At 71.8% G+C, this 13,677-nt stretch carries 13 protein-coding genes, 1 tRNA gene and 1 pseudogene; 3 read left to right on the forward strand and 12 right to left on the reverse strand.

Annotated features, from left to right (window positions below; genetic code table 11):
- Positions 1–25 precede the first annotated feature (25 nt).
- Positions 26–109: transfer RNA gene (locus GUI43_RS31715), tRNA-Tyr, on the reverse strand.
- 147 nt (positions 110–256) lie between these two features.
- Here GUI43_RS31715 and GUI43_RS31720 point away from each other — a divergent pair.
- Positions 257–751 carry a YajQ family cyclic di-GMP-binding protein gene (locus GUI43_RS31720; protein WP_091402478.1) on the forward strand — a complete coding sequence of 165 codons (495 nt, stop codon included), beginning with the start codon at positions 257–259 and terminating at the stop codon, positions 749–751.
- Between the two features lie 243 nt (positions 752–994).
- Here the strand turns inward: GUI43_RS31720 and GUI43_RS31725 are convergent, their stop codons facing one another.
- From GUI43_RS31725 to GUI43_RS31760, 8 genes are all read right to left on the reverse strand, one after another.
- The gene (locus GUI43_RS31725; RefSeq protein ID WP_112605384.1) at positions 995–2,254 is read right to left on the reverse strand and encodes an MFS transporter; all 1,260 of its coding nucleotides are present in this window, start codon (positions 2,252–2,254) and stop codon (positions 995–997) included.
- 146 nt (positions 2,255–2,400) lie between these two features.
- Positions 2,401–3,276 carry a zinc metalloprotease HtpX gene (gene htpX, locus GUI43_RS31730; protein WP_112700485.1) on the reverse strand — a complete coding sequence of 292 codons (876 nt, stop codon included), beginning with the start codon at positions 3,274–3,276 and terminating at the stop codon, positions 2,401–2,403.
- Between the two features lie 115 nt (positions 3,277–3,391).
- On the reverse strand, positions 3,392–4,891 hold the full coding sequence (locus GUI43_RS31735) for an NADH-quinone oxidoreductase subunit N (RefSeq protein WP_112700487.1): 1,500 nt from the start codon (positions 4,889–4,891) through the stop codon (positions 3,392–3,394).
- Between the two features lie 55 nt (positions 4,892–4,946).
- Entirely contained in the window at positions 4,947–6,455 is a 1,509-nt protein-coding gene (locus tag GUI43_RS31740; RefSeq protein WP_112605381.1) for a complex I subunit 4 family protein, read from the reverse strand.
- Between the two features lie 55 nt (positions 6,456–6,510).
- A complete protein-coding gene (locus tag GUI43_RS31745) occupies positions 6,511–8,442 on the reverse strand; it encodes an NADH-quinone oxidoreductase subunit 5 family protein (RefSeq protein ID WP_112700489.1) in 1,932 nt (643 codons plus the stop codon).
- Positions 8,439–8,801: an NADH-quinone oxidoreductase subunit NuoK gene (gene nuoK / locus GUI43_RS31750; RefSeq protein ID WP_112700491.1), complete on the reverse strand. Its 363-nt coding sequence runs from the start codon at positions 8,799–8,801 to the stop codon at positions 8,439–8,441. The genes GUI43_RS31745 and nuoK overlap by 4 nt, the downstream gene beginning before the upstream one ends.
- On the reverse strand, positions 8,798–9,358 hold the full coding sequence (locus tag GUI43_RS31755) for an NADH-quinone oxidoreductase subunit J family protein (protein WP_112584782.1): 561 nt from the start codon (positions 9,356–9,358) through the stop codon (positions 8,798–8,800). Before GUI43_RS31755 ends, nuoK begins: the two co-directional genes overlap by 4 nt.
- A 25-nt stretch (positions 9,359–9,383) precedes the next feature.
- Complete coding sequence (locus GUI43_RS31760; RefSeq protein ID WP_112584780.1) at positions 9,384–9,989, reverse strand: NuoI/complex I 23 kDa subunit family protein; 606 nt, start codon at positions 9,987–9,989, stop codon at positions 9,384–9,386.
- Between the two features lie 95 nt (positions 9,990–10,084).
- On the opposite strand from GUI43_RS31760, the gene GUI43_RS31765 reads away from it, so the two are divergent.
- Complete coding sequence (locus GUI43_RS31765; protein WP_112584778.1) at positions 10,085–10,657, forward strand: Uma2 family endonuclease; 573 nt, start codon at positions 10,085–10,087, stop codon at positions 10,655–10,657.
- Here the strand turns inward: GUI43_RS31765 and GUI43_RS31770 are convergent.
- Positions 10,638–11,066 (reverse strand): ester cyclase, encoded by a 429-nt coding sequence (locus tag GUI43_RS31770; protein WP_112700493.1) that lies wholly within the window; start codon positions 11,064–11,066, stop codon positions 10,638–10,640. The genes GUI43_RS31765 and GUI43_RS31770 overlap by 20 nt on opposite strands.
- Positions 11,067–11,147: 81 nt before the next feature.
- Here GUI43_RS31770 and GUI43_RS31775 point away from each other — a divergent pair, with 81 nt between their 5' ends.
- On the forward strand, positions 11,148–12,167 hold the full coding sequence (locus GUI43_RS31775) for a glutathione S-transferase family protein (RefSeq protein ID WP_112700495.1): 1,020 nt from the start codon (positions 11,148–11,150) through the stop codon (positions 12,165–12,167).
- 173 nt (positions 12,168–12,340) lie between these two features.
- Here GUI43_RS31775 and GUI43_RS31780 read toward each other — a convergent pair whose 3' ends face one another.
- Together GUI43_RS31780 and GUI43_RS34835 are read right to left on the reverse strand one after the other, a co-directional pair.
- Positions 12,341–13,303 (reverse strand): complex I subunit 1/NuoH family protein, encoded by a 963-nt coding sequence (locus GUI43_RS31780; RefSeq protein WP_091402514.1) that lies wholly within the window; start codon positions 13,301–13,303, stop codon positions 12,341–12,343.
- A pseudogene (locus tag GUI43_RS34835) lies at positions 13,303–13,677 on the reverse strand (hypothetical protein); the annotation flags it as partial. The pseudogene GUI43_RS34835 and the gene GUI43_RS31780, both read right to left, overlap by 1 nt.

Raw genomic sequence — 13,677 nt, forward strand, 5'->3', positions numbered from 1 at the left:
GCTGGTCAGGGGCCGTGTCCGCACCTGGTGGCGGGTAGAGGATTCGAACCTCTGAAGCTTTCGCGACGGATTTACAGTCCGCTCCCATTGGCCGCTCGGGCAACCCGCCAGGGCACCCCACCGCGTCGTAACGCGGCGGCGGAAGCAAGGATAGCGGCTCCCCCCGGCGCCTACGCAACCGGGTACGGTCAGGGGGTCGTGCCGCTGGTCGGCGGCCGACGGCAGGCCCAGACCGCCGGACAGCAGGAGCAGAAACATGGCAGCGAACCCGTCGTTCGACATCGTGAGCAAGGTTGACCGTCAGGAGGTCGACAACGCCCTCCGGCAGGCGGAGAAGGAGCTTGCGACGCGATTCGACTTCCGCGGCACTGGCGCTGAGATCTCCTGGTCAGGCGAGGAGGCGATCGGCCTTCAGGCGGAGACCGAGGAGCGCGTCCGCGCCGCACTGGACGTGTTCAAGGAGAAGCTCGTCAAGCGGAACATCTCGCTGAAGTCGCTGGATGCTGGGGAGCCGCGCCCGTCGGGCAAGATCTTCAAGATCGACTGCAAGGTGATCCAGGGCATCGAGACGGACAAGGCCAAGGCGATCAGCAAGAAGATTCGCGAAGAGGGCCCCAAGGGCGTGCAGGCGCAGATCCAGGGCGACCAGCTGCGGGTTACCGGCAAGAAGAGGGACGACCTCCAGGCGGTCATCTCGCTGCTCAAGGGCGAGGACTTCGGCGTCGCCCTCCAGTTCAACAACTACCGCTGACGGCTGTCTCCAGCGATCCGGTCCCCGGGCGCAGCGCGTCCGGCTGAGATCGACTCGGGTTCCTGAAAGTCGGGGCATCCGGGCGACCGGGACACCGCGACATTCAGAAACCCGAGTCGATCAAGGACAACCAACCAAGGAACGGACCAACCGCGGCACGGACCAACCGCGGCACGGACCAACCGCGGCTCGGACCAACCGCGGCACGGACCAACCGCGACGCGAGCCGACCGAGTTGCGCGGTCAGACGGGGACGGGGTGTTCGGCGCGTACCGCAGTGGTTTCCGCACGGGCGATGGGCCCGGCGGGTAGTGCGGCGACCGCGGCCCCGACGGCGACCGCCGCCCCGGCGAACAGGAACGCCCAGCGGACGCCGCCGGCGTGGTCCACGATCACGCCGGCCACCGAGCCGCCGGCGGCGCTCGACGCCACTGCGACGGTGACCACCCAGGTGTACGCCTCGTTCAACATGCCGGTCGGGGCGATCCGGCCGACCAGGGTGTTCTCCAGGGTCAGCGCGGGCGCGATGGTGGCCCCGCCGACGACCAGCGCGACACCCAGCGCGAGCGGGGTGGGCATCACCGCGAACACGGCGAAGGTGGCGGCCAGCGCAGCGAGCAGCAGGGCGAACTGTCGGGTCATGTTCGGTGCTGGCTTGCGGACGCCGAACCAGAGCCCACCGATGGCACTGCCGACCCCCCAGACCGCGAGCAGGACGCCGGCGAGGCTTTCCGGGTCGCCGGTGGCGTGGTCGCTCGCGAATGCCGGCACGATCACACCGGCGGCCCCGAATGCGATGCCCAGGCCGGCGACGCAGATCAGCAGGGCTGGGAAGCCGGGGACCCGTAGTGGGCCGAGCCCGCGGGCGTGGTGTTCCTGCGGGTGCGGACGCCAGCCGCGCATGACCCGGCCGAGGGCCACGGCGGTGGTGCCGACCAGGGTGACCACGGCCGCACCGATCAGCGCGGCCGCCGCGTCGGCGACGAGGACGAACCCGGCGACGAGCAGTGGGCCGAGGACGAAGACGATTTCGAACAGTGTGGTCTCGGCGGCCAGCGCGGTGTTGCGGAGGTGGTATCGGCCGGAGTTGGGGCCGGTCAGGTCGTTCCAGGCGCCTCGGATGGCGGCGCTGAGCGGCGGGTAGGTGGCGCCGGCCACGCCTGCGGTGAGGTAGATGACGGGGAGCGCGTCGTCGCCGGAGCGGCTGGCCAGCAGCAGCCCGATGAGCGCCAGCGGGTGGGCCACGGCGGTGAGCAGCAGGACGGGGCTGGGGCCGACCCGGTCGGCGATCCGTCCGGCCACCGGGCTGAGCGCGGCCCCGGCGAGGGCGTAGATGCCGCCGGCGATGGCGGCCAGCGAGTAGCGCCCGGTCACCTGTTCGACGACCAGGAGCAGCGCCAGCGGGGTCATGCCGATTCCGAGCCGCCCGATGATGCCGGTGATCAGCAGCATGGGCGCGCCGGGGATCCGCCAGACACCCAGGTACTGACGCAGCGCGGTCACCGTGAACCTCCCGAGGATGTAATGAGCGTGAGCCGTTATGACCCTAACGCCGCCGCCTGGCAGCAGGACAGCGGAATAGCCTCCGATACAGCGATCCGCCCGTACCCGGCGCGGCCGGGTACGGGCGGAGGCGGTGGATCAGCGGGTCACCGCTGGAACTGCACCGGCCCCGAGTTGCGGGCCATCTGCTCCAGCCGGGCGACGCGGTCCTCCATCTTCGGGTGGGTGGAGAAGAGCGCTGCCATGCCGCCGCCCCGGAACGGGTTGGCGATCATGAGGTGGGCGGTGCTGGTGAGCTGGCCCTGGGCCGGCAACGGCCGGCGTCGGGCCACCGCGTCGATCTTGCGCAGCGCGCTGGCCAGGGCCAGCGGGTCGCGGCTCAGCTCGGCGCCGGAGGCGTCCGCCTGGAACTCGCGGCTCCGGCTGATCGCCAACTGGATCACCGTGGCCGCGATCGGGCCCAGGATCAGGGTGAGCAGCAGCACAGCCGGGTTGGGTCGGTCCTCGTCGTCCCCGCCGCCCAGCGGGATGAAGAAGGCGAGGTTCGCCAGCAGGGTGATGATGCTGGCCAGGCCGGCCGCCACGCTGGAGATCAGGATGTCCCGGTTGTAGACGTGGGACAGCTCGTGCCCGATCACGCCGCGCAGCTCACGGTAGTCGAGGATCTCGGTGATGCCCTGGGTGACGCAGACGGCCGCGTGCTGCGGGTTGCGACCGGTGGCGAACGCGTTGGGCTGCGAGGTGGGGCTGACGTAGAGCCGCGGCATCGGCTGCCGGGCGTCGGTGGCCAACTCCCGGACCATCCGGTACAGCTCGGGGAACTGCGCCTCGGTGACCGGTTGCGCCCCCATCGAGCGCAGTGCGAGCTTGTCGGAGTAGAAGTAGGTGACGCCGTTCATGACCAGAGACACGAGGACGGCGATGACCAGGCCACCGCTGCCGCCGAACCAGTAGCCCACCGCCAGGATCAGGGCGCTGAGCAGGCCGAGCAGCGCTGCGGTCTTCAGACGGTTGTGGTGCACGATGTCTCCTTCGGTGCACGGATCGCCGGGATCCGCTGACCGGTGTAACAACCCGGTACCCACCAACCATCCGTCTCAACGCTGAGAGTTGACTGAGACCGGGGCCCAGGTGGGGTCAGCGGCCGGCCAGGTCAAGCACCAGCTGCGGGGCGAGGCCGAGCACCACGGCGGCCACCGTCGCCACCGCCAGCACCACCGCCACCACACCCACCACGGGTACGCCCGACACTCCGCCACCGGCGAGCGCCGCGGCCGGGCCGGGCGTCGTGGGCGGCGCCCAGAGCGCGGCGGTCACCCGCAGGTAGTAGGCGAGCCCGATCACGGCGTTCAGCGCCACCACCAGCGCCAGCCAGGCCGCGCCACCGTCCAGCAGCGCCCGGACCACTGTCACCTTCGCGAACAGGCCGGCCAGCCCCGGCGGCAGACCAGCCAGACCCACCAACGCGAGACCGAACGCCGCAGCTCGCCACGGGTGCCGCCGGGCTGCCCCGCGCAGGTCGTCCAGCGTGCCGCCGTCCGCACCCACCGGCCGCAGTGCTGTCACTCCGGCGAACGCGGCCAGCTCCAACACCACGAAGAACACGGCGTACGCGATGGCGGCCGCGTACGCGGCGGAGCGTGCCTCGTCCGTGCGTCCGGCGGCCAGCGCCAACGCTCCCAGCGGGGCGAGGATGTACCCGGCCTGCGCGACGGACGACCAGGCGAGCAGCCGGACGGTCCGCCGCTGACGCAGGGCGACCAGGTTGCCGACGGTCATGGTGAGCACGGCGAGCACTGCGAGCACCGGACCGGTCTGGTCCGCCGGCAGCGCCCGTTGCACCACGGCGAGCAGGGCGACCAGGCCGCCCAGCTTCGACGCGGTGGACAGGTACGCGGCCACCGGCAGCGGCGCGCCGTCGTAGGTGGCCGGTGCCCAGGCGTGGAACGGCACCGCCGCCACCTTGAAGGCCAGGCCGACCAGCAGCACCGCCACCGCGGCGGTGGTCAACGGCAGGTCCCGCAGCTCCGGCTGCTCGGCGAGCAACGCGCCGAGCCGGTCCAGGTGCAGCCCACCGGTCACCGCGTACAGCAGCGCCGCGCCGAGCAGGGTCAGCGTGGTCGCCACCACGCTGACCACGAAGAAGGTCACCGCCGCCTCGGCGCTCGCGAGGCTCCCCCGGCGCAGGCCGACCAGCACGTACAGCGGCAGGGTCAGCGTCTCCAGGGCGACGATCAGCGTGATCAGGTCGCCGGCCGCGCCGAGCACCACGCCGCCGGTCATCGAGCAGGCCAGCAGGAAGGCGTACTCCCCGACGGGTGACCGCCCGGCCCGCAGCGCGGGCACCGACAGCCCGAGCACGCCCACTGTGAGCAGCGCGATCACCACGGCGACCACTGCCGCGCGACCGCCGAAGATCCAGGAGCAGTCGGCGCCCACGCAGAACGTCCGCCGCTCGGCACCCGCCCCGACCAGCGCGGAGCCGACGGCGGTGCCGAGCGCGCCGAGCGCGGCCACGGCGATGGTGGCCCGTGGCCGGGCCACGAGCAGATCGGTGATGAGCACGAGCACGGCCGTGCCGGCGGCCAGGTAGGCCGGCAGCAGCGCGACGCTGTCCACGCTCTGCACGACGTTCATCTGAGCCTGCCTTCGTTCGCGACTGCGGGGCTCCGCTTCGCTGCACTCCTCGCGCTCACCGGGAAACCACCCCGATCAGGGCGTCGACGGGGGCCTCGGCGACGCCGAGGACCAGCGTCGGCGCCAGCCCGATGGCCAACGCGAGCAGCACGAGCGGCACCCAGGCGGTCAACTCCGCACCGGCCAGGCCGGGGCCGACCCGACCGACGGCGGGGCTCGGCCGATTGTGGGTGACCTGGCGCAGCAACCGCAGGAAGTACGCGGCGGTGAGCGCCCCACCGACCGCCGCCAGCACCCCGAGGGTGGTCCAGAGCGGGCCGCCCACCTGCACGGCGGCGATCACCGCGAACGCCTCGCCCCAGAAGCCGGCCAGCCCGGGCAGGCCCAGCGACGCGATCGCCGCGAACGCGAGCAGACCCGCCAACCGGGGCGCGGTCTCCCGCAGCCCGGACAGCTCATTGAGGGTGCCCGTGCCGGTACGGTCCTTCACCGCCCCGGCCAGGAAGAACAGCAGGCCGGTGATCACCCCGTGGGCGACGTTGCCGATCAACGCCGCCTGGATGCCGGTGGCGGTCAGCGTGGCGACGCCCAGCAGCACGAAGCCCATGTGCCCCACGCTGGAGTACGCGATGAGCCGCTTCACGTCCGACTGGGCCAGGCAGACCAGCGAACCGATCAGGATCGCGGCGACGGCGAGCACGCCGAGCACCGGCGCCGCCCAACGGGCGCCCTCCGGCGCCACTCCCACCGCGACCCTTATCAGGCCGTACGTGCCCATCTTGAGCAGCACACCGGCCAACACGACACTGCCCACGGTGGGTGCCTGGGTGTGCGCGTCGGGCAGCCAGGAGTGCAACGGCCACAGCGGGCTCTTCACCGCGAACGCCAACGCGAGCAGCGTGAACGCGGCCAACTGGGTGCCCCGCGACATCCCCGCGCCACCGGTCAACGTCACCAGGTCGGCGGTGCCGGCGGCGGCGACCACGACGTAGACGCCGACCAGCAGCAGCACCGAGCCGAACAGCGTGTAGAGGGCGAACTTCCGGGCCGCCCGACGCCGGTCCGCGCCACCCCAGCCGGCGATGATCGCGTACATCGGCAGCAGGACGACCTCGAAGAAGAGGAAGAACAACACCAGGTCCAGGGCGAGGAAGGTGCCCAGGATGCCCACCTCGACCACCAGCAGCAGCGCGACGAGCGCCCGGCCGCTGCCGCCGTCCGGAACCCGCCACATCGTGTACGCGCAGCAGAGCAACGTGAGCAGCGCGGTCAACACCACCAGCGGCCAGGAGATGCCGTCGACGCCGAGGTGGAAGCGCAACTCCAGACCGGGCACCCAGGGCAGGTCCAGTTGGTGCCACGGGCGCACTGCCGGCGCGTCCGCCGACCAGGCGACCCAGCCGCGACCGCCGAACACCAGCGGCACCGCGGCCAGCAGGGTCAACGCCGCCGCGACCGTGCCGACCAGCCGGGCCGCCCGGTCCCGGGGCGTCGCCGCCACCGCTACCGCACCCAACGCCGGCACCGCCAGCACCGCTACCAGCAACCCCTGCCCGAACGTCATTGGACCGCCTCTGTTCGCGGCTGCGGGGTTCGCAAACCCGGCTCAATCCTCGCGCTCACTGGATGCCTCCGATTAGGGCGGCGGCCAGGCCGATCAGCAGCGCGCCGGCCAGCACGCCGGCGGCGGCCCGGGGCAGCGCCGCGCGGTGCAGCGCGGCCAGCCCTGCGCCCAGACCGGACGCGGCTCGCCCGCTGCCCTCGACGGCGCCGTCCACCACCACCTCGTCACTCGTGCGCGCGGCGCGGGCCAGCGCGCGGACGGGGCGTACCACGAGGGTGCGCTGGACGTCGTCGAGCCGGAACGCGCGGGCGAAGACCGGCCGCAGCGGACCCAGCGCCGCGGCCGGGTCGGCGGCCTTGTCGCGCCGCCAGCCCAGCGTCACCAGCGCGGCGCCGAGCAGCAGGAACGCGAGCGGCAGCAGCACCCCCGGCCCCAGGTGGACCAGGCCGTCCTCGGAGCCCGCCACCGGGACGGTGGGGAACCGTAGGCGGTCGGCGAACGCCCCGACGAACCCGGCCAGACCGAGCAGCGCGGCCGGCACGGCCAGCAGCAGCACCGGCCAGCGCAGCACGGCCGGCGGATCGTGCGGCTGGACCAGGGGCAGGCGCGGGGTGCCGAAGAAGGCGCGCAGCAGCAGCCGACCTGCGTACCAGGCGGTGATCGCCACGCCGACCAGCCCGGCGATCCAGACGATCCAGCCCACCCAGGACGGGGCCGGGCCGGTGCCCTCCAGCGCGGCCGACTCGGCGACCGTCAGTACGCCGTCCTTGCTCCAGAAACCGGCCAACGGCGGCACCCCGGCCAGCGCGCCCAGGCCCACCACAGTGCACCAGAACGTCACCGGCATGCTGCGCCGCAACCCGCCCATCTCCGACATGAGGGTGGTGCCGACGGCGTGGATCACCGCGCCGGCGGCGAGGAACAGCAACGCCTTGAAGGCGGCATGGGTGAGCAGGTGGAACAGTGCGGCCGACGGTGAACCGACCGCCAGCGCGCCGGTCATGTAACCCAGTTGGGACACTGTCGACCAGGCCAGCACGCGTTTGATGTCGTCCTGGGCGGTGGCGGCGAGCGCGCCGAGCAGCAGCGTGATCGCGCCGAGCACGCCCAGCACGGTCAGCGTCACCGGCGCGGCGGTGAAAAGCGGGTAGAGCCGGGCCACCGCGTACACCCCGGCGGCGACCATCGTCGCGGCGTGGATCAGCGCGGAGATCGGGGTCGGACCGGCCATCGCGTCCGGCAGCCAGGTGTGCAGCGGGAACTGCGCGCTCTTGCCGGCCACACCGGCGAGCAGCAGCAGGCCCGCAGCGGTCAACGTCGCGCCGGAGTGGTCGTGGGCGAGCACGTCGGCGATCCGGAAGCTGCCCGTCGACACGCCCAGCAGCGCGATGCCGAGCAGGAACCCGACGTCACCGACCCGGGTCACCAGGAACGCCTTCATGGCGGCGGCGGGGGCGCCGGCCAGTCGACGGTCGTGGGCGATCAGGAGGTACGAGCAGAGGCCCATCACCTCCCAGCCGACCAACAGCATGATCAGGTCACCGGCGACCACCACCAGCAGCATGGCACCGGTGAAGAGGCTGATCTGGGCGGCGTAGGGCGGGTAGCGGTGGTCCACGTCGACGTCGTCGTGCGGGCCGCGCCGCAGGTAGCCGATCGAATAGACCTGCACGGCCAGGGCGACAGCGGTGACCGCCACCGCGACCAGCGCGGCGGCACCGTCCAGCCGTACGCCGAGGGTCACCGCCAGCCCGCCGAAGTCCACCCAGGTGGCCGACGTCTCCGTCGGCCCGTCGACAGTGAGCAGCAGCGCGACGGCCAGCGCCAGCGCGCCGGCCGCACCGGCGACGCCGAGCGTCACGGCGGCCGTCCGGGCCCGGTCGCCGCCGGTCGCGCCGTCCCGCCGAGGGGCCGGCGGCAGCAGCAGACCGAGCAGCCCGGCGACCAGCGGTACGGCGGGCAGCAGCAGACCGAGCAGCCCGGTCACCGACCCACCTCCGGGTCTCCGACGGCCGGCTCGCGCCCACCGACGGGGTCCGGCAACTCGGTCAGCGGCACGTCATCCACCGCGACGGTCGCCCGCAGCCGGTAAAGCTGAAGGACGATCGCCAGCCCCACCCCGATCTCGGCGGCGGCGAGGACGATGACGAACAGCGCGAAGACCTGCCCCGAGTGCGGGAGCACGGCGCGGGCGGTGGTGTCAGCGGTGACCAGGATCAGGTTGACCGCGTTGAGCATCAACTCGACCGACATCAGCACCAGCACCGCGTTGCGGCGGCGCAGTACGCCGTACACGCCGAGGCCGAACAGCAGCGCGGCGGTGACGTACGGGATGACCGGCCTCACCGGCGCCCCCCGGGCTCGCTGTCGACCAGGTCGCCTGCCGTGCTGTCGCGTTGCGGGGCGGCTCGGCCGATGTCCGGGCGGGACAGCACGATCGCGCCCACCAGCGCGGAGAGCAGCAGCACCGAGAGCACCTCGAACGGCAGCACCCAGGATTGGAAGATCTGCTCGCCCAGCCGTTCGGCGGTGCCGGCGCTGGGCAGCGTCACGGTGCTCCAGCGGTACGCGTCGACCAGCAGGGCGGTCAGCCCCAGCCCGGCGCCGCCACCGATCAGCGCGGCCGGCCAGCCGGGCCGGTCCAGGTCGTCGGAGGCACCGATCGGGGCCCGGGTCAGCATCACCGCGAACAGCAGCAGGACCACCACCGCGCCTACGTAGATCAGCACCTGCACCCAGGCCACCAGCTCGGCGCTGAGCACCAGGAAGTCACCGGCCAACGCGCCCAGGCACACCACCAGGTATAGCCCGGCCCGGACCAGGTGTTTCGTGGTCACCACCAGCACGCCGGCACCGACCGCCACCGCGCCGAGGGCGAGCAGCAGCACGTCCGCGCCGGTCACCGGGGCGCCCTTCCGGCTCGGGCGCTCACGACGCCGGGTCCTGGTCGGCGTCGGGGCGTACCGCTGGCGGAGCGGGACGTGCGGCGGCCGCCTTGCGCGCGGCGGAGGTCTCCTCCTTGGCCGGCTCGCCGTTCGGGTCGTGCGCGGGCGGCGGCGGGACGGTGGCCATCCACTGACCGAGGTGGTCCTTGTCGTGCAGCAGGTCCTTGATGTCGTACTCGGCGTACTCGAACTCCGGTGACCAGTAGAGCGCGTCGAACGGGCAGACCTCGATGCAGATGCCGCAGTACATGCAGAGCGAGAAGTCGATGTCGAACTTGTCTAGCACGTTGCGCTGGCGGGGGCGGGCGGCGCCGGGCACCACCACCTCCTCCTTGTGCGAGTCGATGTAGATGCACCAGTCCGGACACTCGCGGGCGCAGAGCATGCAGACCGTGCAGTTCTCCTCGGACAGGGCGATCACGCCGCGCGAGCGTGGCGGCAGGTCAGGAGCCGTGTCCGGGTACTGCTGGGTGGTCGAACGGCTGGTCATCGTCTTGAGGGTGACCGCCAGCCCTTTCACCAGGCCCGCGCCGGGAAGGCCGCGTCCGCTGGTGTCACCGCGCTCGCCGGGGTCGCTCATGTCGACCATCCTGCCCTGTGGCCACGGCGCGCGCGACCACCACCCACAGGTCGACGGCGGTACCGTGGTCGCGGGGAGAACGAGCGCACCTGGAAGGACCTGCCATGACCGCCGCGCTGCAGAGCGACTACCCGCCCGAGAGCGGGTGGACGACTGACGATCTGGACGCGCTGCCCGAGGATGGCCGCCGCCGGGAACTGCTCGATGGAGTGCTGCTGATGTCCCCCTCCCCCACCCGCAAGCATCAAATCATCGCTGGGCTACTGATGGCCGAGCTGCACGCCGACTGCCCCGACGACTACGACGTCACCCAGGGGGTAGCGGTACGTATCAACCGCACCCGCTCGTTCATCCCCGACGTTCTGGTGACCACGTCGGTCGCCGCCGCCCGCGAGCCGTCGAAGTACGAGCCGCATGAGGTGGTCCTTGCCATCGAGATCGTCTCACCGAGCACCCGCTCGATCGACCGGGTGTTGAAGCCGGCGCTGTACGCCCAGGCCGGCATCCCCTTCTACTGGCGGATCGAGACCGAAGGCGCGCTGGAGGTCGTGACCTACCGGATCGACGCGGTGAACGAGGTCTACACCGAGACCGGGCGGTGGACAAAGTTCGTCGATACCGGCGAGCCCTTTCCGATCAATCTGCCGATCAGCCGGATCACGCCCCGGGTCCGCTGACGACGGCCGGTGGGAGCATCTCGACGCCGAGTTGTTGCAGCAACTGGAACAGCTCGTTGCAGCTCCACACCTCGACGATCCGGCCCGCCGCGTCGAAACGCAGGAACGTCGCCCCCGAGTAGCTGACCACCTGCCCGGTCGGCGGCACCGGCCCGAACTGCCCGGCGTGGGTACCGGCGGCCCGCCAGTGCACGGCCACCCGCTCGCCGGCCGCGACCACGTCGACGATCTTGTAGCGGAGGTCCGGGAAGGCCGCCCGGCGCTCACGATGCCAGGCCAACGTCGCCTCCGGCCCGGTGCCGCCCAGCCCCGGGCACTCCTCGGCGACCAGCTCGTACGCCGACTCCTCCTGGCGGGCATTCCACACATCGGCGATGAACCGCCGGGCCGCCGCCTCCACATCCGTCATGCCGGCAGGGTATCCGGGACCACGGTGCGCCGTAGATCCGCGAGGATTGGGTAGAGACACTGACCAGACCGGGAGGGCGACGTGGGCGAGGAAAAAGGCGGCAAGTACGTCGAGCCGGGCGGCGAGTTCACCCGCGACCAGCGGTACATCGCCACCCGGATCACCGAGGACGGGCGCGACGGCTATCCGGTCGAACCGGGCCGGTACCGGCTGGCGGTCAGCCGGGCCTGCCCGTGGGCCAACCGACTGATCATCGTGCGGCGGTTGCTCGGTCTGGAGGACGCCATCTCGATGGCGGTGGCCGGCCCGACCCACGACGCTCGGAGCTGGACCTTCGACCTCTATCCGGACGGCCGGGACCCGGTGCTCGGCATCGAGCGCATCCAGGAGGCGTACTTCAAGCGCTTCCCCGGCTACGAGCGCGGCATCACCGTGCCGGCGATCGTGGACGTGCCGACCGGGCAGGTGGTGACCAACGACTACGCGCAGATGAGCCTGGACCTGTCCACGCAGTGGAGGGCGTACCACCGCGAGGGCGCCCCGCAGCTCTACCCCGAGCACCTGCGGGAGCAGATCGACGAGGTCAACGCCATGGTGTTCCGGGACGTCAACAACGGCGTCTACCGGTGCGGGTTCGCGGGCAGCCAGGAGGCGTACGACAAGGCGTACCACCAGCTCTTCGACCGACTGGACTGGCTCACCGAGCGGTTGACCGACCAGCGCTACCTTGTCGGCGACACCATCACCGAAGCCGACGTGCGACTGTTCACCACGCTGGTCCGCTTCGATCCGGTCTACCACGGCCACTTCAAGTGCAACCGGCAGAAGCTGAGCGAGATGCCTGTGCTGTGGGCGTACGCCCGGGACCTGTTCCAGACTCCCGGTTTCGGCGACACGATCGACTTCGACCACATCAAGCGGCACTACTACGAGGTGCACCGCGACATCAACCCGACCGGGATCGTTCCGCTCGGCCCCGACCTGTCCAACTGGCTCACGCCACACGGTCGGGAAGCGCTCGGTGGCCGTCCCTTCGGCGACGGCACCCCACCCCCACCCCCCGCCGAGCCCGTCGACCCCGCACACACGCCCCTGCGCTGACCGGGGCACCCACCCGCCGCAAGATCGTTGCGGTGAGAGGGGCGCTGACCCGTCGCAACGATCGTGCTCGATCCTGGATTCAGGGGCCTCCCAGATCGCCGAGACCACTACAACCAGGATCGAGCACGATCATGCAAAGTTCCTCACCGCCCGTTGCGCGGTCGCGCGGGGGTCTACAGGGCGATGCGGACGGCTGCGGTGAGGACCAGTTGGGCCAGGGATGCGGGTACGAGGACCAGCCAGCAGAGCCGTTGGAGTTGGTCCTCGCGTAGCCGGGGGTAGGAGACCCGGAGCCAGATGATCACGAAGGAAACCGCGAAGATCTTGAGCAGCGTCCAGAGCCAGCCCAGCTGGTCGTCGGCGAACGGACCCTGCCAACCACCCAGGAACAGCACAGTGGTCAGCGCGGCGATCACCACGATGCCGACGTACTCGGCGAGCAGGAAGAACGCGAACCGCAGACCGGTGTACTCGGTCATGTAGCCGAAGACCAGCTCCGAGTCGGCCACCGGCATGTCGAACGGTGGCCGACGGATCTCGGCCAGCCCGGCAACGAAAAAGATGATCATCGCGGGTGCCTGCCAGAGCAGCCACCACGGCTGCCACGCCTCGACGATGCCCGACAGGCTGAGCGTGCCGGCCGCCATCGCCACCGACGCGGCGGCCAGCACCAGCGGCAGCTCGTAACCGAGCAACTGGGCCGCCCCGCGCAAACCGCCCAGCAGGCTGTACTTGTTGGCCGACGCCCACGCCGACATCAGCACCGCCACCACCCCGACGCCGACCACTGCCAGCACGAAGAAGAGGCCGATGTCCAACGGTTGCCCGACCAGGTCGTTCGGGCCGAGCGGAATGACGAGCAACACCAGCAGGTAGGGCACCAGGGCCACCGCCGGCGCCAACCGGAACACCGCCCGGTCCGCCTCGCGCGGGGTGATGTCCTCCTTCTGCACGAACTTGACCCCGTCGGCCACGAGTTGCGCCCAGCCGTGGAAGCCGCCCGCGTACATCGGGCCGAGCCGGCCCTGCATGTGCGCCATCACCTTGTGCTCGGCCTGGCCGACAAGCAACGGCAGGGTGAGGAACGCGACCACCACGCCGCCGATCCGGATCACCAACTCCACCCAGAGCGGCATCAGGCCGTACCCCCGTCGTGGTCGCCCCGGCCATCGCGGCCCGGCGGGTCCGCGATCGGCTCGCCACCCGATGCGGCCGCGCCCTCGCCAGGCTCGCCAGGTGCGGTCGCGCCGGGCGCGGGCTGGTCGGCCGGGCCTGCGCCGGGCACGGTTTCGGCAGCCGGACCGGTGTCGGGTTTGCCAGGCGCGGTCGCGCCGGGCGCGGGCTGGTCGGCCGAGCCTGCGTCGGGCGCGGGCTGGTCGACTGGAGCCGGGCCGTCGGTGGCGCCGGCCGGCCGGGGTGTACGCGCCGGACGGGCACCCGGGGCGGGCCGTGCCGGACGCTCACGCGCCGGTCTGGCCGGGGTGCCGCCACGCGGGCCCTCCCCCACCCC

The organism is Micromonospora noduli (assembly GCF_003264365.1).
Lineage (GTDB): Bacteria > Actinomycetota > Actinomycetes > Mycobacteriales > Micromonosporaceae > Micromonospora > Micromonospora noduli.